Origin of the sequence: Streptomyces lateritius (assembly GCF_014649715.1) — a bacterium.
GTDB lineage: Bacteria > Actinomycetota > Actinomycetes > Streptomycetales > Streptomycetaceae > Streptomyces > Streptomyces lateritius.
The window spans coordinates 261,463-288,023 of the sequence record NZ_BMTO01000009.1 but is presented as its reverse complement, the minus strand read 5'-3'; the positions used below and the strand labels follow the sequence as shown (position 1 = coordinate 288,023).

22 protein-coding genes are annotated in these 26,561 nt (G+C 72.4%); 10 read left to right on the top strand and 12 right to left on the bottom strand.

Annotated elements, in window-relative coordinates; all coding sequences use genetic code 11:
* The first annotated feature begins 133 nt into the window (after positions 1–133).
* Positions 134–1,090, top strand: coding sequence for a ScbA/BarX family gamma-butyrolactone biosynthesis protein (locus tag IE136_RS20485; RefSeq protein WP_189601043.1), 957 nt, complete (start codon positions 134–136; stop codon positions 1,088–1,090).
* A 5-nt stretch (positions 1,091–1,095) separates the two neighbouring features.
* Here the strand turns inward: IE136_RS20485 and IE136_RS20480 are convergent, their stop codons facing one another.
* Entirely contained in the window at positions 1,096–1,563 is a 468-nt protein-coding gene (locus IE136_RS20480) for an anthrone oxygenase family protein (RefSeq protein ID WP_189601042.1), read from the bottom strand.
* A gap of 45 nt (positions 1,564–1,608) precedes the next feature.
* Complete coding sequence (locus IE136_RS20475) at positions 1,609–3,150, bottom strand: vWA domain-containing protein (RefSeq protein ID WP_189601085.1); 1,542 nt, start codon at positions 3,148–3,150, stop codon at positions 1,609–1,611.
* A gap of 266 nt (positions 3,151–3,416) precedes the next feature.
* On the opposite strand from IE136_RS20475, the gene IE136_RS20470 reads away from it, so the two are divergent.
* Positions 3,417–4,130 (top strand): helix-turn-helix domain-containing protein, encoded by a 714-nt coding sequence (locus tag IE136_RS20470; RefSeq protein ID WP_189601041.1) that lies wholly within the window; start codon positions 3,417–3,419, stop codon positions 4,128–4,130.
* Between the two features lie 24 nt (positions 4,131–4,154).
* On the opposite strand, the gene IE136_RS20465 is transcribed toward IE136_RS20470, so the two are convergent.
* Positions 4,155–5,021 (bottom strand): ABC transporter permease, encoded by an 867-nt coding sequence (locus IE136_RS20465; RefSeq protein WP_158987462.1) that lies wholly within the window; start codon positions 5,019–5,021, stop codon positions 4,155–4,157.
* A complete protein-coding gene (locus IE136_RS20460; protein WP_189601040.1) occupies positions 5,018–7,660 on the bottom strand; it encodes an alpha/beta fold hydrolase in 2,643 nt (880 codons plus the stop codon). The genes IE136_RS20465 and IE136_RS20460 overlap by 4 nt, the downstream gene beginning before the upstream one ends.
* A 297-nt stretch (positions 7,661–7,957) precedes the next feature.
* On the opposite strand from IE136_RS20460, the gene IE136_RS20455 reads away from it, so the two are divergent.
* Together IE136_RS20455 and IE136_RS20450 are read left to right on the top strand one after the other, a co-directional pair.
* Complete coding sequence (locus IE136_RS20455; RefSeq protein WP_158987466.1) at positions 7,958–8,395, top strand: GNAT family N-acetyltransferase; 438 nt, start codon at positions 7,958–7,960, stop codon at positions 8,393–8,395.
* A gap of 111 nt (positions 8,396–8,506) precedes the next feature.
* Positions 8,507–9,706: a S8 family peptidase gene (locus IE136_RS20450; protein WP_189601039.1), complete on the top strand. Its 1,200-nt coding sequence runs from the start codon at positions 8,507–8,509 to the stop codon at positions 9,704–9,706.
* Positions 9,707–9,723: 17 nt separating this feature from the next.
* Here IE136_RS20450 and IE136_RS20445 read toward each other — a convergent pair whose 3' ends face one another.
* On the bottom strand, positions 9,724–10,329 hold the full coding sequence (locus IE136_RS20445) for a DUF4291 domain-containing protein (RefSeq protein ID WP_158987468.1): 606 nt from the start codon (positions 10,327–10,329) through the stop codon (positions 9,724–9,726).
* A gap of 106 nt (positions 10,330–10,435) precedes the next feature.
* Here IE136_RS20445 and IE136_RS20440 point away from each other — a divergent pair, with 106 nt between their 5' ends.
* A complete protein-coding gene (locus tag IE136_RS20440) occupies positions 10,436–11,452 on the top strand; it encodes a VOC family protein (protein ID WP_189601038.1) in 1,017 nt (338 codons plus the stop codon).
* Positions 11,453–11,504: 52 nt separating this feature from the next.
* Here IE136_RS20440 and mmsA read toward each other — a convergent pair whose 3' ends face one another.
* The 5 genes from mmsA to iolC all read right to left on the bottom strand — a co-directional run bounded on the left by mmsA (position 11,505) and on the right by iolC (position 17,832).
* Positions 11,505–13,007, bottom strand: a complete 1,503-nt coding sequence (mmsA, locus tag IE136_RS20435; RefSeq protein WP_158987472.1) for a CoA-acylating methylmalonate-semialdehyde dehydrogenase — start codon at positions 13,005–13,007, stop codon at positions 11,505–11,507.
* Between the two features lie 22 nt (positions 13,008–13,029).
* Positions 13,030–14,901, bottom strand: coding sequence for a 3D-(3,5/4)-trihydroxycyclohexane-1,2-dione acylhydrolase (decyclizing) (gene iolD / locus IE136_RS20430; RefSeq protein ID WP_189601037.1), 1,872 nt, complete (start codon positions 14,899–14,901; stop codon positions 13,030–13,032).
* Entirely contained in the window at positions 14,898–15,704 is an 807-nt protein-coding gene (gene iolB, locus IE136_RS20425) for a 5-deoxy-glucuronate isomerase (RefSeq protein WP_189601036.1), read from the bottom strand. Before iolB ends, iolD begins: the two co-directional genes overlap by 4 nt.
* 20 nt (positions 15,705–15,724) lie before the next feature.
* Positions 15,725–16,603, bottom strand: a complete 879-nt coding sequence (locus IE136_RS20420) for a Cgl0159 family (beta/alpha)8-fold protein (RefSeq protein WP_158994302.1) — start codon at positions 16,601–16,603, stop codon at positions 15,725–15,727.
* A 239-nt stretch (positions 16,604–16,842) separates the two neighbouring features.
* Positions 16,843–17,832 carry a 5-dehydro-2-deoxygluconokinase gene (iolC, locus tag IE136_RS20415; RefSeq protein WP_158987478.1) on the bottom strand — a complete coding sequence of 330 codons (990 nt, stop codon included), beginning with the start codon at positions 17,830–17,832 and terminating at the stop codon, positions 16,843–16,845.
* Positions 17,833–17,968: 136 nt separating this feature from the next.
* On the opposite strand from iolC, the gene IE136_RS20410 reads away from it, so the two are divergent.
* A complete protein-coding gene (locus IE136_RS20410) occupies positions 17,969–18,877 on the top strand; it encodes a sugar phosphate isomerase/epimerase family protein (RefSeq protein ID WP_158987480.1) in 909 nt (302 codons plus the stop codon).
* A gap of 237 nt (positions 18,878–19,114) precedes the next feature.
* Positions 19,115–19,312: a helix-turn-helix transcriptional regulator gene (locus IE136_RS20405; protein WP_158987482.1), complete on the top strand. Its 198-nt coding sequence runs from the start codon at positions 19,115–19,117 to the stop codon at positions 19,310–19,312.
* A 120-nt stretch (positions 19,313–19,432) separates the two neighbouring features.
* Here IE136_RS20405 and IE136_RS20400 read toward each other — a convergent pair whose 3' ends face one another.
* Positions 19,433–20,488, bottom strand: coding sequence for a zinc-dependent alcohol dehydrogenase family protein (locus IE136_RS20400; protein WP_158987484.1), 1,056 nt, complete (start codon positions 20,486–20,488; stop codon positions 19,433–19,435).
* A gap of 41 nt (positions 20,489–20,529) precedes the next feature.
* Complete coding sequence (locus IE136_RS20395; RefSeq protein WP_189601035.1) at positions 20,530–22,839, bottom strand: MMPL family transporter; 2,310 nt, start codon at positions 22,837–22,839, stop codon at positions 20,530–20,532.
* A gap of 164 nt (positions 22,840–23,003) precedes the next feature.
* On the opposite strand from IE136_RS20395, the gene IE136_RS20390 reads away from it, so the two are divergent.
* The 3 genes from IE136_RS20390 (at position 23,004) to IE136_RS20380 (ending at position 26,509) form a co-directional block, all read left to right on the top strand.
* Positions 23,004–23,663, top strand: coding sequence for a TetR/AcrR family transcriptional regulator (locus IE136_RS20390; protein ID WP_189601034.1), 660 nt, complete (start codon positions 23,004–23,006; stop codon positions 23,661–23,663).
* Positions 23,664–23,832: 169 nt separating this feature from the next.
* Positions 23,833–24,144 carry a heavy-metal-associated domain-containing protein gene (locus IE136_RS20385; protein ID WP_158987490.1) on the top strand — a complete coding sequence of 104 codons (312 nt, stop codon included), beginning with the start codon at positions 23,833–23,835 and terminating at the stop codon, positions 24,142–24,144.
* Between the two features lie 73 nt (positions 24,145–24,217).
* The gene (locus tag IE136_RS20380; RefSeq protein WP_158987492.1) at positions 24,218–26,509 is read left to right on the top strand and encodes a heavy metal translocating P-type ATPase; all 2,292 of its coding nucleotides are present in this window, start codon (positions 24,218–24,220) and stop codon (positions 26,507–26,509) included.
* Positions 26,510–26,561 lie beyond the last annotated feature (52 nt).

The following is a 26,561-nucleotide window of genomic DNA, read 5'->3' as shown; positions in this document are numbered from 1 at the left end:
AGGCTCCGCACCGCCCCCTCGCCGACCTGACAGAACCGTACCCGGCGACTTGCGAAACCGACCCATGGGTTCGTAACTTCCGCCCTGCCCAGCTGCCCGAATCTTCCGAGTAGGGCCCTAGTTGAGGGATCTCATGCTGCACACGCCCGCTCCGACCGACATAGCGGCCACCGATGCCCGCGTGCGGCCCACCACGACGGCTCCGCGTGAGTACGTCCACCGGGCCGCGCTCGCCGAGGTCTTCCTGACCGCCGACTGGTCCCGTACGGACGAGGCTCACTTCACGATGAAAGCCCAGTGGCCGCGGGGACATTCCTTCTTCGGCCCGGTGGGCGGGACGCACTACGACCCGATGCTGGCCGCCGAAACGATCCGCCAGGTGGGGGCGCTGCTCGCCCACGTCGGGTTCGACGTGCCGCTGGGCCACCAGTTCCTCATGTGGGAGCTCAACTACCGTGTGCAGCCCTCGCGGCTGCCCGTCGGCGGCGCGCCGGCCGAGCTGCGCCTGGACGTCACCTGCTCCGACATCCGCCGCCGCGCCGGCCGGCTGACGGGGCTGCGCTACGAGGTCCTGCTCAGCGAGAACGGCCGGGAGATCGCCGGCGGTGACGCCCGGTACACCTGCACCAGCCCCGAGGTCTACCGCCGACTGCGCGCCGACCGGCTCGCCGAGCCCTTGGCCGCCCCGGCGCCCACCGCTCCCGTGGCGCCGCGCCGCGTCGGCCGGCGCGACGACTTCGACGTGGTGCTCTCCCCCACCGAGCGGGACGACCGCTGGCGGCTGCGGGTCGACACCCGCCACCCGATCCTCTTCGACCACCCCGGCGACCACATACCCGGGATGGTCCTCCTGGAGGCGGCCCGCCAGGCGGTCCACACGCTCGCGCCGGAGGGCCGGGCGGTCCTGCCGGTGGCGATGGACGCGACCTTCCACCGGTACGCCGAGTTCGACAGTCCCTGCTGGATCGAGACCGAGCCGGCCGTCGGCTACCCCGGCAGCGCCGAGCGGCTGGTCCGGGTCACGGGCCGGCAGGACGGCGAGATCCTCTTCACCTCGATCACGACGGTGGCGGACCTCCCGACCGCATAGCTCACTCAGTTCAGGGCGGCGGCGGTCAAGAGGCCGAAGGCGGCCGTGATCAGCCCCGTACGGACCAGATGGAAGGCGTTCCACCGCTTCTCGAACGCCGCCCGGGCCGCAGCCGGGGACTCCCCCGTGCTCTCCGAGGCGGCCAGCGCGTTGTTGAGCGGAATGTTGCCGGCCACCGTGACCAGGTGGTTGAGGACCGCGCAGACGAGGCCGGCCAGAACCAGCCACTTCTGGGTGTCGCCGCGCTCCTCGACCGGCACGAAGTACGCGGCGACCGGGAAGGCCACGGCCCCCAGGAACACCACGAGGAACACCGCCCTGGGCACGTACTCGTTGATCCGCCGCATCGCGTCCACGAACGCGGCGTCGTCGAGCCGGGCGAGCGCGGGCATGATCCCCGTCAGGAAGATCAGCATGAAGCCGGCGTAGAGACCGGTGGAACCGACGGCGAGCGCGAGCAACAGGGTGGCCATGGGCCCATGATGGCGGGCCCATGGCCTCCGCGCAGGGGCTGTGGATCAACCGCCGTACGGATCGCCCGATGCCTCACCCCCATCCGCGTCCCGGCTCGCGTTCCCGTCCGGGCCGAGCAGACGGTCCGCCTGCCGGATCGCCTCCGTCAGCTCCCCGACCACCTTCGAACCCGAGCGCTCGGCGATCGCGGTGGAGTACCGCGCCAGCTCCGAGAGCCGCGGGGCGCCCGGCAGATCCCCGCCGCGCAGCCTGTCCGCGAAGTAGGCGGCGATGGCGGTCAGCTGCAGGCTGTCGTGGCCGGGGCCCCAGACCGAGGAGGTCAGCGCGGCCGTCCCCACCGTCCCGGACCGCTCGTGCGGGGCGCGGGTCCTCGGGTCGAGCCAGCGGACCGTGGCCGTGGCCAGATGGCCGGTACGGCCGGGGCGGGTCTTCACCGCGTACAGCGCGGTCACGGTGTGCCCGGCGCCGACCTCGCCGCCGTCGACCCGGTCGTCGCGGAAGTCCTCGTCGGCGACCTCCCGGTTCTCGTAGCCGATCAGCCGGAACTTCTCGACGTTCTTGGGGTCGAAGGCCACCTGCGCCTTGGCGTCGCGGGCACGCAGCTCGACGTGGGCCGGCAGCTGTTCCACGAAGACCTTGCGGGCCTGCTCGGTGGTGGAGACGTACGTGGTGTGGCCGTCGCCCTTGTCGGCGAGCTGCTCCATGAACGCGTCGCCGTAGTCGCTGCCGACGCCCACCCCGAAGAGGGTGATGCCGTACTGACGGCGCTCCCTGTCGATCCGGTTCAGGATCGACCGCGCCTCCGTGTCACCGGTGTTGGCAAGGGCGTCGGAGAGCAGGACGACCCGGTTGGTCGCGCCCTTGCGGTGGCCTTCCACGGCCACGTCGTATCCGGTGCGGACGCCGGCCTCGACGTTGGTGGAGGACGTGGTCGCCAGCTCGTCGACGATGTCGTGGACGCGGCCGCGGTTCTTCCCCACCCTCGTCATGGGCAGCCGGGTCTCGGCCTGGTCGCTGAAGGTGACGAGGGCGACGGAGTCGTCGTCGCGGAGCTCGTCGGTGAGGATGCCGAGGGACTCCTTGACCAGGTCGAGCCGGCCCGGTTCGGCCATCGAGCCGGAGATGTCGACGACGAAGGTCAGCGCGGCGGGCGGCCGGGGACCCTGCCGCTCGGCGGCGCGGGTGGCGAGGCCGACCCGGACGAGCGACCAGCCGTCGTCCGCGCTGCGCGCGCCGTCGACCGTCACGCCGAACCCGTCGCCCTCGGGCCGCCGGTAGTCCGGCCGGAAGCTGTTGACGAACTCCTCCGGCCGTACGGTCGTCGGGTCCGGCAGCCGGCCGTCGGCCAGGGTGCGGCGGGCGTAACCGTACGAGGCGGTGTCCACGTCCAGGGCGAAGGTGGAGAGGTGGTCGGGGGCCGGCGGCCGGGACCGCTGCTCGCCCTCGGGGCCGTCGTCCTGGCGCGGGCGCGCGTCCGGAGCGTGGTTTCCGCCGCCACTGCCACCGCCGCTGGCACTGGCACCGCCACTGCCCCTGTCCGACGCGCGCTCGATGTTCGAGTTGCCGCCACATCCCGTCAGGAACATCCCGGCGGCCAGGATCCCGGCCGCGAGCCGCGCCCTGTGTCGTCGCTTCACGTCATCTCCCCCTCATCGTTCGGCACTGGTGAATGTGACGTGCGGGGAGCCGGGAAGGAGCAGACGAAGGCGTTGCGGATGGATCTCGATGCGGCAACGGCGACACGCGCCGGCCTGTGTGGCATGGACTCGCCATCCTCCTCAACAGGGGTTGTCACCGTGTGCATTCGCGTGCGTACATGGAGTGGCACACCGATCGGGCGGGGGTGGCAGCGGTGGCAGAGACTGCGGGCTCCGTGATGCTCGCCCGATCGGCGATGAACCGGGCCGTGGCCGAGGCGCAGCGGCCACCGGGACGCCCGGTCCGTGGCACGCGCCGTATCAGCGCGGCGCTGGCCGGGCTCGCGGCCTCGACCCGGCACGAGTTGCTGACCTTCGACGACCCGGCCGCCTCCGCGGGCCGGGCGATTCCCGAGCCGTTCCTCGAGCTGGCGGGAGCGTGCATGCGGGCCGCGGTGGAACGGGCCTCGGAGGTCAGACGGATCGTGCCGCGCCACGCACTCCCTCATGTGGCGGGCTCTGTCCGGACGCCGGGCCGGGCCCGCTTCGCGGACTCGATCCCGTTCAAGATGATCATCGTCGACCGCACGGTGGCGGCGATCCCGCTCGATCTGGAGCTGCTGTACAACGGGCTGTTGCTGATCCGCGACCAGGTCGTCGTCCAGGCCCTGGTTCGGGCGCACCACACGAGTTGGGACGCGGCCGAGGAGTTCGCCGACGCCATCGCACCGCAGCCGCGTGAACTCCCCGCGCAGCTGCGGCCGGTACTCGAAGCCCTGCTCGCCGGGCTGACGGACGAGACGGCCGCCGCCCGTCTCGGCATGTCGAGCCGCACCTACAGCCGGCGGGTCGGCGAGCTGATGCACGCCCTGGGCACGACAAGCCGCTTCCGCGCGGGTGCGGAAGCGGCTCGACGGGGTTGGCTGTGACGCCGATGTCGCCGGCCCCGGGCGTTACGACACGATGTCCTTGCGCGCGAAGCCCCGGAAGGCGAGCGCGAAAAGGATCAGCGCGTACGTCACCGAGACCGCCGCACCCCTCGCCATCCCGCCCCACTCCAGTTGAGGCTGGAGCGCGTCGGCCCAGGCGAACTGCCAATGCGCCGGCAGAAAGTCGCGCCAGGAGCCGAGCGCCGTGACCGCGTCCAGGACGTTGCCGATGATCGTCAGGCCGACCGCCCCTCCGACGGCGCCCAGCGGGGCGTCGGTCCGGGTGGAGAGCCAGAAGGCCAGTCCGGCGGTGACCAGTTGGGAGACGAAGATGAAGGCGACGGCGAGCGCGAGCCGGGGCAGGGTCTCGGCGGCGGGCAGGGCTCCGCCGGTGGGCAGTTTCAGCGGACCCCAGCCGTAGGCGACGGCGCCCGCCGCGAGCGCCACCAGCGGCAGCAGCACCATCGCGGCCGCGCTGAAGCCGAGCGCCACGGCCAGCTTGGACCACAGCAGCCGGGCGCGGGGCACGGGCGCGGCCAGGAGGTAGCGCAGCGAGGACCAGCTCGCCTCCGAGGCCACGGTGTCCCCGCAGAACAGAGCCACCGGCACCACGAGGAGGAATCCGGCCGAGACGAAGAGACAGGTCGCGGCGAAGTTCGCCGCCGAGGCGGTCGCCGTGTCCATCAGCGTGATCCGGCCGTTCCGGTCGCCGTCCGGACCGCCGCCGATGGCGAACGCGATGATCAGGACGAAGGGCAGGGCCGCGAGCACCACGCCCATGACGAGTGTGCGGCGCCGCTTCAGCTGCCGCAGCGCCTCGACGCGCAGCGGCAGGGTGTGGCGTGCCCGGTAGCCGGGGGCGCTGTCCACCAGTTCCGCGGTCGTGCTCATGCGGATCCTCCTCCGATCAGGGTGAGGAACGCGTCCTCCAGGCGCCGGTGCGGGCCCACACCGGTCACGGGTACGTCCAGGCGGACGAGTTCGCCGATCAGCGCGGTGGCGTCGGCGCCGTCGAGGCGGACCAGGAGTCCGCCCTCGGTCCGCTGCGCCGAGCCGATCCCCGGCAGCGCGCCGATCTTCTCGACGAGCGGGTCGGGAACGCTCTCCCCGAGCGTCACCAGCAGGGCGTCGCCCGCTCCGGTGATCTCGGCGACCGGTCCCGCCTGGACCAGCTGCCCGCGGTCCATGACGACGAGGTGGGTGCAGGACTGTTCGACCTCCGAGAGGAGGTGGCTGGAGACGATGACGGTCCGGCCCCCGGCCGCGTACCGGATCATCACGTCCCGCATCTCGCGGATCTGTGGCGGGTCGAGTCCGTTGGTCGGCTCGTCGAGGATGAGCAGGTCCGGGAGGCCGAGCATGGCCTGGGCGATGGCGAGCCGCTGCCGCATGCCCTGCGAGTACGTCCGGACCGCGCGGGCGAGCGCGTCGCCGAGGCCGGCGATCGCCAGTGCCTCCTCGATGTGCGCGTCCTCGGCCGGGCGGCCGGTGGCCTTCCAGTACAGCTCCAGGTTGTCCCGCCCGGACAGGTGCGGCAGGAAGCCCGCGCCCTCGACGAAGGCGCCGACCCGGGAGAGGACCGGGGCGCCGGGGCGGATCGCCTGGCCGAAGACCCGGATCTCTCCGCCGTCGGGGGTGATCAGACCCATGAGCATCCGCAGGGTGGTGGTCTTCCCGGCCCCGTTGGGACCGAGCAGACCGAGGACCTGGCCCTGCTCGACGCGGAAGGAGAGGTCCCGTACGGCATACCGGTCCGAGGAGGCGGCGTACTTCTTCGTCAGTCCGGTGATCTGCAGGGGCACGGCGGCCAGTGCGGGGTCCGGGGCGGGTGCGGCGACCCGGCGGCGCGCCGTGAGCAGCAGCGCGGCGGCGACGAGGACACCGATGAACGGCAGCCCCCACACCCACCAGGGCATCGCGGCGGCCTGGGTGGTGACGGCGGGCGCGGTCGGTACGGCGAGTCCGCTCTCGACGGCGACGGTGTAGGCGGCGGGCGCCGCGGGGGAGGCGTAACCGAGATCGGTGGCGGAGAGCACGAGCCGCAGCCGGTGCCCGGCCTCGACCTCGTGGTCGATCGCGGGCAGGGTCAGTTCGACGGACTTCCCGGCCTTGGCGCCCTCGGTCCGGACGGGGGCGACGAGCTGGGCGGGCAGCACCTGCTGCCTTCCGTCGGGCCCGACGTCGTACACCTTGGCGAAGAGGACGGCCGAGCCGTCGGGGCTGTCGGAGGTGACCTTGACGCGGACGGTCGGCGAGCCGGTGATCCGCAGCGGTTCGGCCTGCGGCTTCGCCTCGAAGGCGGCGTACTGGCCCGGGAAGTCGAGGGAGAGGCCGACGCCGAGCGAGGAGAGCTGGGAGAGTCCGCCGCCGACACCCGGGACGGCGGAGATGGCGGGCGGGACCGCCCCGGCGGGGTTGGCGAAGGACTGCGGGCGGGCGGGGCCGAGGGCGAGGGTGCGCCGGTCCTCACCGGCGAGGCCGGGGTAGCGGTCGGCGCTCGCGCCGCGCAGCAGCGCCTGCCCGTCGGTGGAGTCGACTCCGCCGGTGCGGCTGACCCGGAACCCGGGTCCGGTGTCGGCGCCCTTGTCCTGCTTGAGGTGGCGGTCGAACCAGGTGCTGATGCGGGCCTCGACCCGGTCGGTCTCCCGGTTGCCGCCGTCATGGCCGCCCGCGATCCAGTCGACGGCGACGGGCGCGCCGCCGGCGCCGATGGTGCGCGCCATGGCGTCGGCGTGCGCGAGCGGGAAGAGGGAGTCGGTCTGGCCCTGGACGATCAGGGCCGGGACCTTGATGCGGTCGCCGACGGCGGAGGGGCTGCGGGCTTCGAGAAGGGTACGGGCGGCGGCGTCGGGCTTTCCGGCGACGGCGACACGCTGGTAGAGGGTGCAGAGTTCGGGGGTGAAGCGGCCGCACCCGTCGGCCTTGCCCGGCTCGGCGCCCGTGGAGAAGAAGATGCCGGCCCAGAGCTTCTTGAAGACGCCGTCGGGGAAGAGCGCGTCGGCGAGGTTCCAGTAGGTGATCTGCGGGGCGATCGCGTCGACGCGGCCGTCGTGTCCGGCGGCGAGCAGCGCGGCGGCGCCGCCGTAGGAGGCGCCGGTGACGCCGACGCGCGGGTCGCCGGCCTTGTCGAGCTGGACCTCGGGGCGCTTCGCGAGCCAGTCGATCAGCTTCTGGACGTCCTTGACCTCGTGGTCGGGGTCGTTGAGTCCGATCCGCCCGGTGGAGGCGCCGAATCCGCGCGCGGACCAGGTCAGCACGGCGTATCCGTCGCGGGCGAGCTTCTCGGCCTGGGCCCGGACGTCGTCCTTGGAGCCGCCGAAGCCGTGCCCGAGGAGGACGGCGGGCCGGCGGCCACCGCCGCCGTCGGTGAAGTAGGAGGTGTCGATCCGTGCCCCGGGCATGTCGAGCACCTGGTCCGCGCGGTGCACGGGCGGGGGTTCGTCCGTGGCGACGGCGGTCCAGGTGCCGGCGCCCGCGAGCACGGCGAGGGCGGCGGTGACCGCGGCCCACCGGGGAAGTCGGAATGGCATGCTCCCGAGCCTAGGCGCCCCGCCGGTGGACCACCGCTGCCCAGGGGCGGAAGTCCCGGACCTCCCGGAGGCGTACGCAGTACCGTCCCGTACACCAGACGCGGTACATGTGTCCCAGACCGTGGCGAGTGAGCCGAAGGGCGCCGTGGGCGTCGAAACGGAGAGCGCCCGGTGGCGGCGAGGAACGAGCCGGCGAGCGGGGGCACCTCCCACGCCGCAGGGCATGGGGGGAGTTCGGCCGTCGCCGCACGCTGAAGGCGCCGGGAGGCGAACCGAGGCCGAGAAGGAGAGCGGGCATTGGAGATCAGGCGGGCGACGACGGTGGCTGAGCTGATGGCGGCGGAGCATCTCTACGACCATCCGCCGCGTGCCGCGTGGGCGGAGCGGTTCCTGGCGGCGCCGGGCCATCTGATGCTGATCGCGTACGCCGAGGACGGGACGGCGGACGGCTTCCCGGCGGGCCTGGTGAGCGGCATCGAGATGCTCCACCCCGACAAGGGCGTGGAGATGTGCCTGTACGAGTTGTCGGTGGACGAGGCGTACCGACGGCAGGGCGTCGGGCGGGCGCTGACCGAGGCTCTGCTGGCCGAGTCGCGGGCGCGCGGCTGCTACGACGCGTGGGTGGGCGTGGACACGGACAACGGGCCGGCCCTCGCGACATACCGGGCGGCGGGGGCCCGCGACGACGGTGTGTTCACCATGCTGACGTGGGAGTTCGACGTGAAGGACCGGTGAGGGGACCTGTCGCCCTCTTGTACGACACATGTCAACGCGGGAACCTTTGGCACCACGCACGCCCGTACTTGCCGGTAACCCGGACAACGAAAGGTTCAGGTGCCCCACCACATGACCCGAATATCCCGCCGCGTCGGAGCGCTCGTCCCCGTCCTCGCGCTCGCCGCCGGCCTGCAGTTCGCCGCCTCTCCCACCGCCCAGGGCGCCCCCACCGCCCAGGCCGGCGCTCCCGCCGGCGACCTCCGGCTCGCCCCCGCCTCGCTCGCCGTCGAGAACAGCTGGATCGTCGTCCTCAAGGACGGCTCGACGCACGCCACCGACCTCGGCGTCACCCCCAAGCACGTGTACCGCACGGCTCTCAAGGGCTTCTCGACCACGATGTCCCGGGCGAAGGCCGCCTCGCTGGCCGCCGACCCGCGCGTGGCGTACGTCGAGCAGAACGCGACCGTCCGCGTCGCCGAGACCCAGCCCGGCGCGACCTGGGGCCTGGACCGGGTCGACCAGCGGGACCTGCCGCTGTCGACGACGTACACGTACAGCAGGACGGCCTCCAACGTCACCGCCTACATCATCGACACCGGCATCCGCACCTCCCACAGCGAGTTCGGCGGCCGGGCGACGGTCGGCACGGACACGGTCGGCGGCGGCCAGAACGGCCAGGACTGCCAGGGCCACGGCACCCATGTGGCGGGCACGGTCGGCGGCGCGAAGTACGGCGTCGCCAAGGCCGCGAAGCTGGTGGCGGTACGAGTCCTGGACTGCACCGGGTCCGGTACGACGGCCGGCGTCATCGCCGGCGTGGACTGGGTGACGGCCAACGCGGTCAAGCCGGCCGTGGCCAACATGAGCCTTGGCGGCGGGGTGAACACCTCGCTGGACGACGCGGTGAAGCGTTCCATCGCGTCCGGCGTCAGCTACGCGGTCGCGGCGGGCAACGGCAACATCCTGGGCTGGCCCGCGAACGCGTGCAACTACTCGCCGGCCCGCGTCCCGGCGGCGATCACGGTCGGCGCGACCGACTCGGCCGACAAGCGGGCGTCGTTCTCCAACTACGGCACGTGCGTCGACCTCTTCGCCCCGGGTGTCTCCGTCACCTCGGCGTGGAAGGACAACGACACGGCGACGAACACCATCTCGGGCACGTCGATGGCGACCCCGCACACGGCGGGCGTGGCCGCCCTCTACCTGTCGGCGAACCCGACGGCGAGCCCGGCGCAGGTCCGCGACGCCCTGGTGAACAACGCCACGAGCGGCAAGGTGCAGGACCCGAGGACGGGCTCCCCGAACAAGCTGCTGCACTCGGTCTTCTAGCTTCCGCACCGGCCGGGCTACGCCACCAACCGCCCGAGGAGCTCCGCACCGGCCGGGTACGGCCGCTCCTCGGGCAACCGCGCCTCGGCCTCGTCCAGCCGGCCGGCCCGCACCAGCGCGTGGATCTCGTGCGCGAGCGGCGTGACGTCCCGGATCCCGACGATCCACTCGTCCGCGTACCGCCGGGCCGCCTCGCCCGCGAGCCCGAGCTGAAGCGACCGGTACGGCAGCGCACCGAGCCGCAGATCCCGCTCGGGATCCCACTGCACCCGCGCCGGAGCCTCCCGCAACTCCCGCTTCCAGGCGGCCTGATCGGCATGGAAGCCGCGCACATGGTGCGAGAGGCAGGCGTTCCGCAACGCCCACTCGAAACCCTCACGGCTGATCTCGACCGCGAGAACCGTCTGCTGCCCCTCCTTCAGCCCCCACCCGCAGCGGTACATCATCCACAGGAACGACGGCTTGACCCAGGTCATCCGCCCTCGCTTCCACGTCCCCGGAAACCGCCCGTCCCGCCCGGCCGGGAGCCCGATCGAGGGGTCGTACGCCTGATAGACGGTCACCGTCCCCTCGCCGTAGAGGGCCCGGATCTGATACTTCGGCGGCATCGACACAACAGACATGCCCCCAGCCTGCGCGGTCGCGCGCCCCTGAGGCCACTGGTTATGGAAGCCATGGCACCGCTGGGATCCGTTGACCGGCGGACGAGGCCTCCCTACGGTGGCGGCCATGGGTCACGACATCGCCCGCCTGCACCACGTCGGCCACATCGTCGAGGACATGGCACAGGCGATCAGTCTGTACGAGCGGCTGGGCTTCGTCGTGCCACCGCCCAGTTGTCCCGCGATGCCCCGACAGGAGGGCGCGGCGCCCGAACCCTTCGGTGCCGCCAACACCCACGCGGACTTCCCGAGTTCCTTCCTCGAACTCGCGACCTGCGTGGAGGACGGCGACACAAGCCGCGGTCTGCCCGCCGATGCACGTCTCGTCCCCCTGGAAGCGCCGGCCGAGGTGCTGCCCGTGCTCGTGGAACGGATCGGCGAGACCAGCGCCAACCTGGCGGCGTGCCTGGACCGCTTCGAGGGACTGCACATCCTCATGTTCTCCTCGCCCGCCATCGACGAGGCAGCCGCGCGACTGACCGCCGCCGGCGTCCGCCACGGCGGGGTCAACACGGTGCGGCGGGCCGCACCCCACGGCGCGAAGGTCCCGGTGGAGACCGTCCGATATCTGGAGATCGACGGTGACGCGCCCGGCGACAGACCGGGCGCGGTCGCAGAGGGACGGGTGGGCGTCGTCGCCGACATGGACGCGGACGTCCAAGGCTCCCGCGACCTCGACCACCCCAACGGCGCCGTCGGACTCGTCGAGGCGATCCTCTGCGTGGCCGACCGGGAACTGGCCGCAGTTCAGCAGCGCTACGGGACGTATCTCGGCAGGCCGGCGCGGCAGGAAGGCCCGGCTCAGGTCTTCGATCTCGAGGGCGCCGCCCTGACTCTCGTGCCCGCGTCCGGGCTCGCGGCGTTCCTGCCGGGCGAGCGGCCCGCCGCGCTCCCGGCGCTCGTCGGCTGCACCGTCGCGGTACGCGACCTCGCCGTCACCCGCGACCTGCTGCGCGGCAACGGTCTCCCCCTGCGCGAGACGCCGTCCGGCGACATGTTCGTCCCGGCCGACGCCGCTCTGGGCACCGCTGTCGTCTTCCGCCCCGCACCACGACCGCCTGGGGATTCACGGCCTCGGCGGTGAGCAGAGACCCCCGTCGGCCGGGCCGGCGGGGGTCGCCTACGCGTGGATGGCGTCAGTGGTTGCGGGGGAAGCCCAGGTCCACGCCCGCCGGGGTCTCCGAGGGGTCCGGCCAGCGGGTGGTGACGACCTTGCCGCGGGTGTAGAAGTGCACGCCGTCGTTGCCGTAGATGTGGTGGTCTCCGAAGAGGGAGTCCTTCCAGCCGCCGAAGGAGTGGTAACCCACCGGGACCGGGATCGGCACGTTCACGCCGACCATGCCCGCCTCGATCTCCATCTGGAAGCGGCGGGCCGCGCCGCCGTCGCGCGTGAAGATCGCTGTGCCGTTGCCGAACGGCGACGCGTTGATGAGGGCGACACCCTCCTCGTACGTCTCCGTGCGCAGCACGCACAGCACCGGGCCGAAGATCTCGTCCTGGTACGCCTTCGCCGAGGTCGGCACCCGGTCCAGGAGCGAGAGGCCGATCCAGTGGCCGTTCTCATAGCCGTCGACCGTGTAGTCCGTGCCGTCGAGGACCACCTCGCAGCCCTCGGCCGCCGCGCCCTTCACGTACGAGGCGACCTTGTCGCGGTGGACGGCCGTGATCAGCGGGCCCATCTCGGAGGTCGGGTCGTCGCCGGGGCCGATCTTGATCTTCTCGGCGCGCTCGCGGATCTTCTCCACGAGCTCGTCCGCGATGGAGCCGACCGCGACGACCGCGGAGATCGCCATGCAGCGCTCGCCGGCCGAGCCGTACGCCGCCGAGACCGCCGCGTCCGCCGCCGCGTCCAGGTCCGCGTCGGGCAGCACCAGCATGTGGTTCTTCGCGCCGCCGAGCGCCTGGACGCGCTTGCCGTGGGCGGAGGCGGTGGCGTGGATGTGGCGGGCGATCGGGGTCGAGCCGACGAAGGAGATCGCCGAGACGTCCGGGTGCTCCAGGAGCCGGTCGACGGCCACCTTGTCACCGTGCAGGACGTTGAAGACGCCGTCCGGCAGCCCGGCCTCGGCGAGCAGCTCGGCGATCTTCAGCGAGGCGGAGGGGTCCTTCTCGCTCGGCTTGAGGACGAAGGTGTTCCCGCACGCGATGGCGATCGGGAACATCCACATCGGCACCATGGCCGGGAAGTTGAACGGCGTGATGCCGGCGACGACGCCGACCGGCTGGCGGATCGCGGCCACGTCCACCCGGTTCGACACCTGGGTGGAGAGCTCGCCCTTCAGCTGGGTGGTGATGCCGCAGGCGAGGTCGACGATCTCCAGACCGCGGGCGACCTCGCCCAGCGCGTCCGAGTGGACCTTGCCGTGCTCGGCGGTGATCAGCTCGGCGATCGCGTCGCGGTTGGCGTCGAGCAGGGCCCGGAACTTGAACAGGATCGTGGTGCGCTGGGCCAGCGACGCCGTGCCCCAGGTCTGGTACGCGGTCTTGGCGGCGGCGACGGCCGCGTCGACCTCCTCCACCGAGGCGAGGGCCACCCGCGTGGTCACGGCGCCGGTGGCCGGGTCGGTGACCGGGCCCCAGTTGCCCGACGTGCCCTCGACGGTCTTGCCACCGATCCAGTGGTTGACGGTCTTCGTCATGACGACATGCTCCTTCTGGCTGTTACAGGTGGCGGCGTCGGGCGGTGACGTGCCGGTCGTACTCCTCCCGGGCCTTGACCGCCGACGAGCGGGTCGCGGTCTCGGCCACGGGCACATCCCACCACGCCTGGGCAGGGGGCGCGCCCGACACTGTGTCTGCCGTTTCGGTCTCGGCATAGACACATGTGGGAACGGTCGAGGAGCGGGCATGCGCGAGGGCTTCTCGCAGGTCACGTACGGTACGGGCGGTCAGGACCCGCATCCCGAGGGAGGCCGCGTTGGCGGCCAGGTCGACGGGGAGGGGCGCTCCCGTGAACGTGCCGTCGGGGGCCCGGTGGCGGTAGGCGGTGCCGTACCCCTCACCGCCGACGGACTCGGAGAGCCCTCCGATGGAGGCGTACCCGTGGTTCTGCAGGATGACCACCTTGATCGGCAGCCCCTCCTGGACGGCGGTGACGATCTCGGTGGGGTTCATCAGATACGTACCGTCGCCGACGAGCGCCCAGACCGGCCGCCCCGGCGCGGCGAGCGCGACACCGATCGCGGCCGGGATCTCGTATCCCATGCAGGAGTACCCGTACTCGACGTGGTACTGGTCCGAGGACCGGGTCCGCCAGAGCTTGTGGAGGTCCCCGGGGAGCGATCCTGCCGCGTTGATCAGGATGTCGTCGGCGTCGATCAGAGTGTCGAGTACGCCGAGGACCTGTGGCTGTGTGGGGCGGGCGTCCTCGTCCGGTGCGGCGTAGGCGGCGGCGGTCCGCTCCTGCCATTCCTCCTTGGAGAACACCCAGGAGAGGTTGTCCGTGCGGTATCCGTCGACGCCGTTGCCGTCGAGCGCCTCGGTCAGTGCGGTGAGACCCTCGCGGGCGTCGGCGACGAGCGGCAGCGCGCCCAGTTTGTGGGCGTCGAATCCGGCGATGTTCAGGTTCACGAACCGGACGCCCTCGGGGAAGAGGGTTCCGGAAGCGGTGGTGAAGTCGGTGTAGCGGGTGCCGACGCCGATGACGAGATCGCAGGTGGCGGCGAGCGCGTCGGCGGTGGCGGTGCCGGTGTGGCCGATGCCGCCGACGTCGCAGGGGTGGTCGTACGGAAGGGCTCCCTTGCCGGCCTGGGTGGACGCGACGGGGATACGGGCCCGCTCGGCGAGCGTGCGGAGCGCGGCCTCGGCGCCGCTGTACTTCACTCCGCCGCCCGCGACGACGAGGGGGCGGGTGGCTGTCCTGATCGCCCGTACGGCCGCGTCCAGTTCGGCCGTGTCGGGACGCGGCCTGCGCACCCGCCAGACCCGCTCGCGGAAGAACTCCTCCGGCCAGTCGTACGCCTGTGCCTGCACATCCTGCGGCAGGGCGAGCGTGACCGCCCCGGTCTCGACGGGGTCGGTGAGGACCCGCATCGCGGCGAGCGCGGCGGGGATCAGCGCCTCGGGGCGGCTGATCCGGTCGAAGTACCGGGAGACCGGCCGCAGGCAGTCGTTGACGGACACCTCGCCCGCGTACGGGACCTCCAACTGCTGGAGCACGGGGTCGGCGGGGCGGGTCGCGAAGGTGTCGCCGGGCAGGAGCAGCACCGGCAGGTGGTTGATCGTGGCGAGGGCGGCGCCGGTGACCAGATTGGTGGCGCCGGGGCCGATGGACGTGGTCACGGCGTGCGTGGAGAGCCGGTTCGACTGGCGCGCGTAGCCGACGGCCGCGTGGACCATGGCCTGTTCGTTGCGCCCCTGGTGGTACGGCATCTCGTCGGCGTACTCGACCAGGGCCTGGCCGATCCCGGCGACGTTGCCGTGACCGAAGATGCCCCAGGTCGCGCCGATCAACCGGCGGCGCGCGCCGTCGCGTTCGGTGTGCTGGGCGGCGAGGAACCGCACCAGTGCCTGGGCGACCGTCAGCCGGGTCATCGGTATCCCTCCGTGTGGTCGGGGTGGAAGCAGATCTTCCACTCGCGCTCCGGCCCCTGCCCCGCCATCACGTTCAGGTAGTACATGGCGTGGCCCGGCTGGGCGATCGAGGGGCCGTGCCAGCCGTCGGGCACGAGGACGGCGTCACCGGTGCGGACCTCCGCGAGGAGATCGGCGCCGCCCGGACGGGAGGGGGAGATCCGCTGGTAGCCAAGGCCGGCGTCCTGGATCTCGTAGTAGTAGATCTCCTCCAGTTCGGACTCCGCGCCGGGGCGGTGCTCGTCGTGCTTGTGGGGCGGGTAGGAGGACCAGTTGCCGCCGGGGGTGACGACCTCGACGGCGATCAGCCGGTCGCAGTCGAAGACGTCGGCGGCGGCGAAGTTCCGCACCTGCCGGGCCTGGTCGCCGCTGCCGCGGGCTTCGACGGGTACCTCCGGCGCGGGGCCGTAGCGAGCGGGGAGTCGTCGCTCGCACTTCGCTCCTGCCAAAGCGAAGCGGCCTCCCGCACCGGAGGCGATCTGGGCCCGGGCGTCGCGGGGCACGTACGCGAAGTCGGTCACTCCGCCGAACACACTGTCGCGGCCCAGGAGTTGGAAAACCTCGCCGTCGATCTGAACCGTACAGCCGCCGGTGAGCGGAAGCACGATCCATTCGCTGTCGCCGGAGTCCAGGAGGTGGGTGTCCCCCGGGCGGAGTTCGAGGACGCTCAGTGCCGCGTACCTCCAGCCGGCCCGTTCGGGGTCGAGGTGGAGGGCGTACGGCCCGTGGGAGGCGGTCCCGGCGGGCAGGTGCAAGGAGTTCATGGTCGGTGACTTACCCCTTCTTACAGCAGACCTGCCGCCGTATCGACGGCTCCGGCCACATCCCCGTCGGGCGGATAGAGCAGGGAGCGTCCGACGACCAGGCCCCGGACGGTGGGCAGGCGCAGCGCGCCGCGCCATTTCTCGTACGCCAGGTCCTGCGCGTCCGGGCCGGTGCCCGGGTCCCCGCCGAGGAGGACGGCGGGCAGGGTGGTGGTCTCCATGACGCGGGCCATGTCGTCAGGGTGCTCGGTGACCGGGACCTTGAGCCAGGTGTAGGCGGAGGTGCCGCCGAGGCCGGAGGCGACGGCGAGGGAGGTGATGACGGCTTCGGCGGACAGGTCGTTGTGGAGCCGTCCTGCGGCGTCGCGGCGGCAGTGGAAGGGCTCGACGAAGAGGGGCAGCCGCAGGCCCGCCATCTCGTCGACGGCGCGGGCGGCGGAGTGGAGGGTGGCGAGGGAACCGGGGTCTTCCGGGTCGATCCGCAGGAGGAGTTTGCCGGCGTCGAACCCGAGACGGGCGAGGTCCTGGGGCCGGTGGCCGGTGAAGCGGTCGTCGAGCTCGAACGCGGCCCCGGCGAGTCCGCCACGGTTCAGGGAGCCGACGGCGAGGCGGTCGTCGAGGGCGCCGAGGAGGAGCAGGTCGTCGAGGATGTCGGCGGAGGCGAGGACTCCGTCGACGCCGGGCCGGGACAGCGCCAGGCAGAGCCGGCCGAGCAGATCGGCGCGGTTGGCCATGGCGTACGGCCGGTCACCGACGGACAGCGCCCCGCGGGCGGGGTGGTCGGCGGCGACGATCAGCAGCCGGTCGCGCTCCCGGAACAACGGGCGGGTCCGCCGCCGCGCGGCTGCTTCGGCGACGGCTTCCGGATGGTGCGCGCGAATCCGTACGAGCCGGTCCACGTCTACGCCGACGTCGATGTCGGCGTCGGCGTCGGCGTCGGCGTCGGCGTCGATGTGGGTGGACGACGTGCGGCGGGCCGGGTGGGGGCGGGGGGCCGCGGCGACGGCGTACGGAACTTCGACGTGGGGGCCTTCGGGCGGCGCGGTCCCGTCGTCCGGGGCGGAGGGAGGGCCCGGGGTGGCGGACCCGGCGTTCGCCAGGTCCTCGTCGGGGGCGAAGTCGTCGGTCACGTCGTCGGTCATGGCGTGCGCTCCGGGATCGAGCCGGTGCCTCTCGCGAGGGCCAGGCCGATCTCGTCCGCGTACGGCATCGCGGGCGAGCAGGCGAGGCGGCCGGCGACGATGGCACCCGCGGCGTTCGCGGCCCGGATCGTACGGTCCAGGTCCCAGCCGGCGAGCAGCCCGTGGCACAGCGCCCCGCCGAACGCGTCACCGGCGCCGAGGCCGTTGACCACCTCCACGGGCAGCGGCTCCGCCTCCGCGCTCTCGCCGGCGGCGTTCATCGCGAGCACCCCTTTGGGGCCCTGTTTGACGACGGCGAGCCGGACCCCGGCGGCGAGCAGCGCGCGGGCGGCGGCGTACGGCTCCCGCTCGCCGGTGGCGACCTCGCACTCCTCGAGGTTGCCGACGGCGACAGTGGCGTGGGCCAGGGCGGCCCGGTAGAGCGCAGGGGCCTCGCGGGGGTCGGGCCAGAGCATGGGGCGCCAGTCCAGGTCGAGGACGGTGAGTCCCTCGCGACCCCGCTCCCGCAGCGCCCCGAGCGTCGACGTCCGGCTGGGCTCGGCGCTCAGCCCCGTCCCCGTCACCCAGAACGCGCGCGCCGCGCGGATCGCCGCCAGGTCCAGCTCATGCGGGTGGATCTCCAGGTCGGGGGCGCGGGGCTGCCGGTAGAAGTAGAGGGGGAAGTCGTCGGGCGGGAAGATCTCGCAGAAGGTGACGGGCGTGGGGTACGCCTCGACGGCGGAGACCCACCGGTCGTCGACGCCGAACGCCCGCAGTTCCCGGTGCAGATAGGCGCCGAAGGGGTCGGCGCCGGTGCGGGTGACGACGGCCGTACGGCGGCCGAGCCGCGCCGCCGCCACGGCCACGTTCGAGGGCGACCCGCCCAGGAACTTCCCGAAGCTCTCGACCTGGGGCAGGGCCACCCCGACCTGGAGCGGGTACAGATCCACGCCGATGCGCCCCATCGTGATCAGGTCGTACGGCTCCGTCCCCGGCTCCGTCTCCATGCACGTCACCTCTCGCCCGGCTCGCCTCGGCCCCGGACCCAGGTCTATCCGTCCGTCCCGAACCCTGTCAACGCTATGTCCTTACATTCGGACGAGCGTCTTGACGCGTCGATCCGGGCCCGGTCAAGGTGGCCGCATGACGAAGCCGTCGCCTCTGTCCCGTATCCGTATCGGCTCCGCCCCGGACTCCTGGGGAGTCTGGTTCGCCGACGATCCCCGGCAGGTCCCCTGGCAGCGCTTCCTCGACGAGGTCGCCGGGGCGGGCTACACGTGGATCGAACTCGGCCCGTACGGCTATCTGCCCACCGATCCGGCCGTGCTGGCCGAGGAGACCGGCCGCCGGGGTCTGAAGGTCTCCGCCGGAACCGTCTTCACCGGGCTGCACCACGGCCCGGCCGTGTGGGAGAAGACCTGGGCCCATGTCGCCGACAACGCCGCCCTGGCCCAGGCCATGGGAGCGGAGCACCTGGTCGTCATCCCTTCCTTCTGGCGGGACGACAAGACCGGCGCGGTCCTGGAGGACCGCGATCTCACCGCCGGACAGTGGCGCGATCTCACCGGTCTGACCGAGCGTCTGGGCCGGGAGGTGCGCGAGCGCTACGGGCTGCGGATCGTCGTCCATCCGCACGCGGACACCCATGTCGACAGCGAGGAGAACGTCGCCCGGTTCCTGGACGCCACCGATCCGGAGCTGGTGTCGCTCTGCCTGGACACCGGGCACTACGCCTACTGCGGCGGCGACAGCGTCAAGCTGATCGAGACCTACGGCGAGCGGATCGGCTACCTCCACCTCAAGCAGGTCGACCCCGAGATCCTGGCCGGGGTCGTCGCCGACGAGGTGCCGTTCGGTCCCGCCGTCGCGCGGGGCGTGATGTGCGAACCGCCCTCCGGTGTCCCCGCCCTGGAACCGGTCCTGGCGGCGGCTCAGGCCCTGGGCGTGGAACTGTTCGCCATCGTCGAGCAGGACATGTACCCCTGCGACCCGGACCGGCCGTATCCGATCGCGGTCCGCACCCGCCGTTTCCTCCGCTCCTGCGGGGCTTAGGCGCCCCACGGGCGCGGCGTGGCGAGTATGCGGCAGTTACGTCACGTCCGTCCCCCTGTGGTCACACATATCTCCATTACGCGGGCTTTCTGTCACAGCCACTCGACAGCCGCTCTCCTGCCGTCACGAAGCGTCGTTCAAACGGGCACAGGCTCAGTGATCGCCAGCGCTCGTCCCCGCAGCTCCCCCGAACGGCACCCCCGCCGCCGCTGCGAGGCGCGCAGGGAGGTGCCCCGCATGACGGACAGAAGGCTCTGGTCGTACAAGGACATTGCCGCTCACATCAAGGTGCAGCCGGACACGGTCCGCTCCTATCGGAAGCACGGCCTCCTGCCGACGCCCGACCACTTCGAGTCGGGCAAGCCCTACTGGTACGCGGACACGATCCTGACCTGGGTGGCCAACCGGCCTGGCAACCGGAGCCGCCGGGAGTGACCTCCTCCGCCGGCCGCCGTCCCCTCCCCCGGGCCCCGCGGCTCCCCTGGCGCGGGGCCCTCGGCATGCCCGGGGCCGGAGCCAGGAGCCCGGCCACCCGCCCCGGAGGGCCGGGGGCTTTCAGGCCCAGGGGTGAATGACCGTCACACCTGATCCGGGCGTCGACCCCATCGCCGCCAGTGCGGCGGGGGCCGCCGCCAGCGGGATGGTGGAGGTGACGAGCCGGTCGGGGCGCAGGCTGCCCGCGCGGACCATCTCCATCATCGGGCCGTAGGCGTGCGCGGCCATGCCGTGGCTGCCGAGGATCTCCAGTTCGAGACCGATCACCCGGGCCATCGGCACGACGGGATCACCGGCGGCCGTGGGCAGCAGTCCGACCTGGACGTGGCGTCCCCTGCTCCGCAGGCTCTCCACCGAGGCGGCGCAGGTGAGCGGGGACCCCAGGGCGTCGATCGAGAGATGGGCTCCCCCGCCGGTCAACTCCCTCACGGCGTCCGGCGTCCCGCCAGGCGTCCCCGCCAGGACGGAGGCGTCGACACACGCCGCCGCCCCGAAGGCCCGGGCCAGCTCCAGGGCGCGGGGCGCCACGTCGACGGCTACCACGCGCGCCCCGCAGGCCGCCGCGATCATCACGGCCGAGAGTCCGACACCCCCGCACCCGTGCACCGCCACCCACTCGCCGGCCGCCACCCGCCCCTGGGCGACGACCGCCCGGAACGCGGTCGCGAACCGGCAGCCGAGCCCGGCCGCCGTCGCATAGGACAGCTCGTCCGGCACCGCGACCAGGTTCACGTCCGCGTGCTCCAGGGCCACGTACTCGGCGAAGGAGCCCCAGTGGGTGAAGCCGGGCTGGGTCTGCCGCTCGCACACCTGCTGGTCGCCGGCCGCACAGGACGGACAGCTCCCGCAGGCGCAGACGAACGGCACCGTGACGCGGTCGCCGGTCTTCCACCGGCCCACGTCCGCGCCCACCGCCTCCACCACACCGGCGAGTTCGTGCCCGGGCACGTGTGGCAGGGCGATGTCGGGGTCGTGTCCCATCCAGCCGTGCCAGTCGCTGCGGCAGAGCCCGGTCGCCTCGACCCGGACGACCACACCGTGGGCGGAGGGAGCGGGGTCCGGAACCTCCCGTACCTCCGCGTCCTGTCCGTACCGCTCGAACACCACCGCTTTCATGCCCCGCCCTCCACCGCCGTACCTCTGTCCGGCCTTCGAACCTAACCCCCGACCGGCTCCTTGTCCCGGGCGGGCTCCATGGCGTCCCGGTCGGGCAGCGCCGGGACGGCGGTCTCCGTGCCGCCCTCGCTGATCCCGAAGCGGTCGTGGAAGCGGCGCAGCGGTCCCGGGGCCCACCAGGTGAGGCGCCCGGTCAGCTTCATCACGGACGGGACGAGGAGGCTGCGCACCACCATCGCGTCCATCAGCACGGCGAGCGCGACGCCGAGGCCCAGCATCTTGGTGTTGGTGACCCGGGAGGTGCCGATCGCCACCATCACGACGGCGAGGATCACGGCGGCGGCGGTGATGAGCCCGCCGGTGTGGCGCAGCCCGTACCGGACGGAGTGCTCGTGGTCGCCCGTGGCGTCGTACTCCTCCTTGATCCGGGAGAGCAGGAACACTCCGTAGTCCATGGAGAGCCCGAAGGCGACGCAGAACATCAGCACGGGGAGGGTCGTCTCTATGTCACCGGTGGGGGTGAAGCCGAGCAGCCCGGAAAGATGGCCTTCCTGGAAGACCCAGACGACCGCGCCGAACATCGCCGTGAGGCTGAGGGCGTTCAGGACGACGGCCTGGAGGGGTATCAGCACGCTGCCGGTGAGCAGGAAGACCAGAATGAGGGTGGCCACGACGATGATCCCCACCGCCCAGGGCAGTCGGTCGGCTATGGCGTCCTTGGAGTCCACCAGGACGGCGGCCGCGCCGGTCACCGAGGTGTCGAACGGGGCTTCCTGGGCGCGCACTTCCCCCACCGCGCTCTGGGCGGTCGTGCCGACGGCCTCGCCCTCCGGCACCACGACGAAGTAGGCGTACGTCCCGGAGCCGTCCCCGGCTGCGGCTTCGGGTCCGCTGCCCGAGGTCACCGGCCCTTCCACCTGGGCGATTCCGTCCAGCGCCTCGATCCGCTCGCGGTAGTCGGCGTACTGGGCCGGTGTGGCGGAGCCCTCGGCGAGCACGGTGAGCCCGCCGCCCGGGTTGCCGGGGAAGCCGTCCCGCAGCTGGTCCTGGACCACCCGGGACTCCGCCGTGACCGGCAGCTGCCGGTCGTCGGCCGTACCGAACGTCACGCCGAGGAAGGGCAGGCCCAGGAGCACGAGTCCGGCGGAGGTGGCCACGGCGAAGACAGGGGCCCGCCGCATCACCAGCGCGGCCGTACGCGCCCAGCCGGCACCGCTCCCGGCGTCGGCCTTCGCGTCCCTGTCCGTCTTCGCGCCCCCCTCGGACCGCTCGCTGGATCGGCGCCGGGTGAAGAGGCGTCGCAGGTCGAAGGAGTTGACCCGCTCTCCGAGCAGCATCAGCGCCGCGGGCAGCAGGATCAGCGCGGCCGCCGCGGCGAGCAGGACCACCGCGATTCCCGCGTAGGCGAAGGAGCGCAGGAAGTACTGCGGGAAGACGAGCATCGCGGCGAGTGAGACGGCCACCGTCAGCGCGGAGAAGAGCACGGTCCGCCCGGCCGTGCGCAGGGTGGTCCCCACGGCCGTGCGGGTGTCGGCTCCCGAGGCCAGCTCCTCGCGGAAGCGGCGGACCACGAACAGCGCGTAGTCGATCGCGAGGCCGAGTCCGAGGGCGGTCGTGAGGTTCTGGGCGAAGACGGAGACATCGGTGAGTTCGGTGATTCCGCGCAGCACCGCGTTGGTCCCGAGGATGGCCACGATCCCGATGCCCAGCGGCAGGAGGGCCGCGACCGCGCTGCCGAAGACCATGACGAGCAGGACGAGGGTCACCGGCAGGGCGATCAGTTCGGCCCGCAGGAGGTCCTCCTGGATGATCGTCTGCATCTCGTGCCGTACCGCCAGGGGGCCGCCGACGGACACCTCGACCGGTCCGTGCGTGCCGCGGTACTCGGGGGCGATCTTCTGGAGCAGCTCGCCGGCCGCCCTTTCCTCGCCCTCGACGCGGGCGGCGATCACGGCCTGCCGGCCGTCCTCGGACCGCAGGGCGGGAGATCCCGTCCCCCAGTAGGAGCCGACGCCGCTCACCCCCGGCTCCGCGTCGAGACGCTCGGCGATCCGGCGCGCCTCCGCGACGACGGCGGGGGCGTCGACCCCGGCCGTGCCCGCGTCGACGAGGAGGAGCAGATTGGGCTGGGAGGCGGGGAACTCCCGCTCCAGGACCTGGGTCGCGAAGGTGGATTCGGCGTCCGGGTCCTCCCAGCCGCCGCTGCCCATCCGATCCGCGACCCCGCTGCCGGCGAAGACGGCGAGTGCGGTGATCACGAGAGCGGCCAGCAGTGACAGGCGTGGCCTGGCCGTGACGAACCGCGTCCACCCCCCGCCCCGGGCGGGCCCTGAATTCTTGACTTCGGCCATGACGCGGTGTCCCCTTCACCATGACCCATGCGCTCGCTTCCCGGCAGGCCGCATGGGTCGCCCTTTGCCATAGACTGGCAAACACGAGTGATCACTCGCGTTTCTCAAGAATGCGAGCGATGTCTCGTGTTTGTCAACCGCGTTCATGAAAGCTGGGGACAGCCATGTCCGAGGGATTCGCCGAGCCCAAGCCGCGCCGCCGCCAGGCCCGCGGCGAGCGCCGCATCGCGCAGCTGCTCCAGGCCGCCGCGAACGTCTTCTGCACGACCGGCTACACCGCGGCCAGCACCAACGCGATCGCCCGCGAGGCGAGCGTCTCGCCCGGCACGCTCTACCAGTACTTCCCGAACAAGGAGGCCATCGCCGTCGAACTCGGCGGCCGCCTCATGCACGAGATGCGCGAGGCCCACGGCCAGGCGTTCACGCCGGAGAACTTCGAACTGCCGCTGCCCGACCTGATCGACGCGGTCGTCGACCCGCTGATCGAGTTCAATTGCCAGAACCCCGTCTTCCTCGCCCTGATGCACGGTTCCGAGATCCCGGGCCGCATCGCGGAGGAGCACGACGAGCTGCACGCCTCGCTGCTCGCCCGGGTCGGGGATCTGATCGGCCACTACGTGCCGGACATCCCGTCCGACGAGCGGGCCCGCATCGCCGACATGACCTTCGCGGTCTTCAAGGGCGGCCTCGCCCTGGTCCTCGCCGCCCCGGAGGGGCCCGAGCGGGAGGCCACGATCGTCGAGCTGAAGAGGGTTCTCGTGCGCTACCTCGACCCGGTCGTCGGCGATGCCGCGGGCGCCCCGGAGCCACCCCCGCGCCCCTGACTCCCCCTCCGCCCGGCCCGCGCCCCGGAACGGCGACCCAGCTCGCGCGGACTTCGCGCGGCACCGGCCGGGGCGACAGTGGAATTCATACCCCCTAGGGGTATACCCTGTGCTTCAGTACGAGTCAGTACGACCCTGAACCAGCACCACCCGCGAAGAGGAGACCGTCATGAGCGCCGAGACGAAGACCGAACTGCCCCAGGTCACCGGCAGCTGCTGCTCGTCGACCGGCTCGTGCCAGGACAGCGCGGCCGAGGCCCGGCAGGACGGCGTCACCACCGTCTACCAGGTCAAGGGCATGACCTGCGGGCACTGTGAGGGAGCGGTCACGAGCGAGATCTCCGAGATCGCCGGCGTCTCCTCCGTCAAGGCCGTCGCCGCCACCGGCCAGGTCACCGTGGTCTCGCAGGCCCCGCTCGACGAGGCCGCCGTCCGCGCCGCCGTCGACGAGGCCGGCTACGAGCTGGTCGGCCAGGCCTGAGCCTGCCTCCGGCATACCCGGCGGGGGCCGTACCGTTACGACGGTACGGCCCCGCTCTCCTTTGGAACCGCACATGACCTCCAGCTCCACCGCCGCCCCGGCGCCCGTCCTCACCACCGAGCTGACCATCGGCGGGATGACCTGCGCCTCCTGCGCCGCCCGCGTCGAGAAGAAGCTCAACCGCATGGACGGCGTCACGGCCACCGTCAACTACGCGACGGAGAAGGCGCGGATCGAGTACGTGGCCGAGGTAGGGATCGACGATCTGATCGCGACGGTCGTCAAGACCGGCTACACCGCCGAGAAGCCCCCGCCACCGGAGCCCGAGCCGCTGCCGGCAACCTCCGAGCCTGAGCCGGAACACGAGCCGCGCACCGAGCCGCCGACCGGGGAACCGTCCGAGCGGGATCCCAAGCTCGACTCCCTACGGCAGCGCCTGACCGTCTCCGCGGTCCTCTCCGCCCCCGTCGTCCTCCTGGCCATGATCCCCGCCCTCCAGTTCGAGAACTGGCAGTGGCTCTCGCTCACTCTCGCCGCACCCGTCGTGATCTGGGGCGGGCTGCCCTTCCACCGCGCCACCTGGGCCAACCTCCGGCACGGGGCGGCCACCATGGACACCCTCGTCTCGGTCGGCACCCTGGCCGCCTTCGGCTGGTCGCTGTGGGCCCTGTTCCTCGGCAGCGCCGGCATGCCCGGCATGCGCCACGGCTTCGGCCTCACCGCCGGCCGCGCCGACGGCGCCGCCACGATCTACCTGGAGGTGGCGGCCGGGGTCGTCACCTTCATCCTCCTCGGCCGCTACCTGGAGGCCCGCGCCAAGCGGAAGGCCGGCTCCGCGCTGCGCGCGCTGATGGAGCTGGGCGCCAAGGACGTGGCGGTGCTGAGGGGAGGCGCCGAGGTACGGATCCCGGTCGCCGCCCTGCGGACCGGCGACCTCTTCGTCGTACGGCCCGGCGAGAAGATCGCGACCGACGGCACCGTCACCGAAGGCGCCTCCGCCGTCGACGCCGCCCTGCTCACCGGCGAGTCGCTGCCGGTCGACGTGGCGGCCGGGGACGCCGTGACGGGCGGGTGCGTCAACACCTCCGGACGTCTCGTCGTGGAGGCCACCCGGGTCGGCGCGGACACCCAGCTCGCGCGGATGGCGAAGCTGGTCGAGGACGCGCAGAACGGCAAGGCACGGGTCCAGCGCCTCGCGGACCGGATCTCCGCCGTCTTCGTACCCGTGGTGCTGCTGATCGCGCTCGGCACCCTGGTGACCTGGCTGCTCGCGACGGACGACACGACGGCCGCGTTCACGGCCGCCGTCGCCGTCCTGATCATCGCCTGTCCCTGCGCCCTCGGCCTCGCCACTCCGACCGCCCTCCTGGTCGGCACCGGCCGCGGCGCGCAGCTCGGCATCCTGATCAAGGGCCCGGAGGTCCTGGAGTCCACCCGCCGCGTCGACACCGTCGTCCTCGACAAGACGGGCACGGTCACCACCGGCCGGATGACGCTGTCGAAGGTGTACGTGTACGAGGGGGAGGACGAGGCCGAGCTGCTGCGGCTCGCCGGCGCCCTGGAGCACGCCTCCGAGCATCCGGTGGCCCGGGCGGTCACGACCGGCGCCGCCGAGCGGCTCGGGCTGCCGGTGGCGGAGCTGCCCGTGCCGACGTCCTTCGAGAACGTGCCGGGGCTCGGCGTGCGCGGCTCGGTCGACGGGCACCGGGTCCTGGTCGGTCGCCCGGCCCTGCTGAAGGCCGAAGGGATCGAGACCGCCTCGGCACCTGAGCCGGGGGCCGTCCAGGTCGCCTGGGACGGCCGGGTCCGCGGGTTGCTGACGGTCGCCGACGCGGTCAAGGAGACCAGCGCCGAGGCGGTCGCCCGGCTGCGGGCCCTCGGTCTGACGCCGGTCCTGCTGACCGGCGACGGGCGGGCCGTGGCCGAGACGGTGGCGGCCGAGGTCGGCATCGACGCGGACCGGGTCTTCGCCGAGGTGCTGCCGCGGGAGAAGGCCGCCGTGGTGAGGCGACTGCAGGCGGAGGGCCGGACGGTCGCGATGGTCGGCGACGGCGTGAACGACGCGGCCGCGCTCGCCACCGCCGATCTGGGCCTGGCCATGGGGACCGGCACGGACGCCGCCATCGAGGCGGGCGACCTGACGCTGGTGCGCGGGGACCTCCGGGTCGCCGCGGACGCCATCCGCCTCTCCCGCCGGACGCTGGCGACGATCAAGGGCAACCTCGGCTGGGCGTTCGGCTACAACCTCGCCGCCCTTCCCCTCGCCGCCGCGGGACTCCTCAACCCGATGATCGCGGGCCTGGCCATGGCCTTTTCGTCCGTTTTCGTCGTGTCCAACAGCCTGCGGCTTCGGCGATTCACCTGAATTCACCTACACGTGACGCACAGGACCTTCACAAAGAGACCTAGATCACAGA

Excerpts from the sequence above, each read along its gene's own strand:
- IE136_RS20465 (WP_158987462.1), bottom strand. The coding sequence starts at position 5,021 with ATGAGCACGACCGCGGAACTGGTGGACAGCGCCCCCGGCTACCGGGCA.
- IE136_RS20440 (WP_189601038.1), top strand. The coding sequence starts at position 10,436 with ATGGGTCACGACATCGCCCGCCTGCACCACGTCGGCCACATCGTCGAG.
- iolB (WP_189601036.1), bottom strand. The coding sequence starts at position 15,704 with ATGAACTCCTTGCACCTGCCCGCCGGGACCGCCTCCCACGGGCCGTAC.
- IE136_RS20395 (WP_189601035.1), bottom strand. The coding sequence starts at position 22,839 with ATGGCCGAAGTCAAGAATTCAGGGCCCGCCCGGGGCGGGGGGTGGACG.
- IE136_RS20460 (WP_189601040.1), bottom strand. The coding sequence starts at position 7,660 with ATGCCATTCCGACTTCCCCGGTGGGCCGCGGTCACCGCCGCCCTCGCC.
- mmsA (WP_158987472.1), bottom strand. The coding sequence starts at position 13,007 with ATGACGAAGACCGTCAACCACTGGATCGGTGGCAAGACCGTCGAGGGC.
- iolC (WP_158987478.1), bottom strand. The coding sequence starts at position 17,832 with ATGGAGACGGAGCCGGGGACGGAGCCGTACGACCTGATCACGATGGGG.
- IE136_RS20485 (WP_189601043.1), top strand. The coding sequence starts at position 134 with ATGCTGCACACGCCCGCTCCGACCGACATAGCGGCCACCGATGCCCGC.
- IE136_RS20380 (WP_158987492.1), top strand. The coding sequence starts at position 24,218 with ATGACCTCCAGCTCCACCGCCGCCCCGGCGCCCGTCCTCACCACCGAG.
- IE136_RS20475 (WP_189601085.1), bottom strand. The coding sequence starts at position 3,150 with ATGTTCCTGACGGGATGTGGCGGCAACTCGAACATCGAGCGCGCGTCG.
- IE136_RS20450 (WP_189601039.1), top strand. The coding sequence starts at position 8,507 with ATGACCCGAATATCCCGCCGCGTCGGAGCGCTCGTCCCCGTCCTCGCG.
- IE136_RS20385 (WP_158987490.1), top strand. The coding sequence starts at position 23,833 with ATGAGCGCCGAGACGAAGACCGAACTGCCCCAGGTCACCGGCAGCTGC.
- IE136_RS20405 (WP_158987482.1), top strand. The coding sequence starts at position 19,115 with ATGACGGACAGAAGGCTCTGGTCGTACAAGGACATTGCCGCTCACATC.
- IE136_RS20390 (WP_189601034.1), top strand. The coding sequence starts at position 23,004 with ATGTCCGAGGGATTCGCCGAGCCCAAGCCGCGCCGCCGCCAGGCCCGC.
- IE136_RS20400 (WP_158987484.1), bottom strand. The coding sequence starts at position 20,488 with ATGAAAGCGGTGGTGTTCGAGCGGTACGGACAGGACGCGGAGGTACGG.
- iolD (WP_189601037.1), bottom strand. The coding sequence starts at position 14,901 with ATGACCCGGCTGACGGTCGCCCAGGCACTGGTGCGGTTCCTCGCCGCC.
- IE136_RS20480 (WP_189601042.1), bottom strand. The coding sequence starts at position 1,563 with ATGGCCACCCTGTTGCTCGCGCTCGCCGTCGGTTCCACCGGTCTCTAC.
- IE136_RS20445 (WP_158987468.1), bottom strand. The coding sequence starts at position 10,329 with ATGTCTGTTGTGTCGATGCCGCCGAAGTATCAGATCCGGGCCCTCTAC.
- IE136_RS20410 (WP_158987480.1), top strand. The coding sequence starts at position 17,969 with ATGACGAAGCCGTCGCCTCTGTCCCGTATCCGTATCGGCTCCGCCCCG.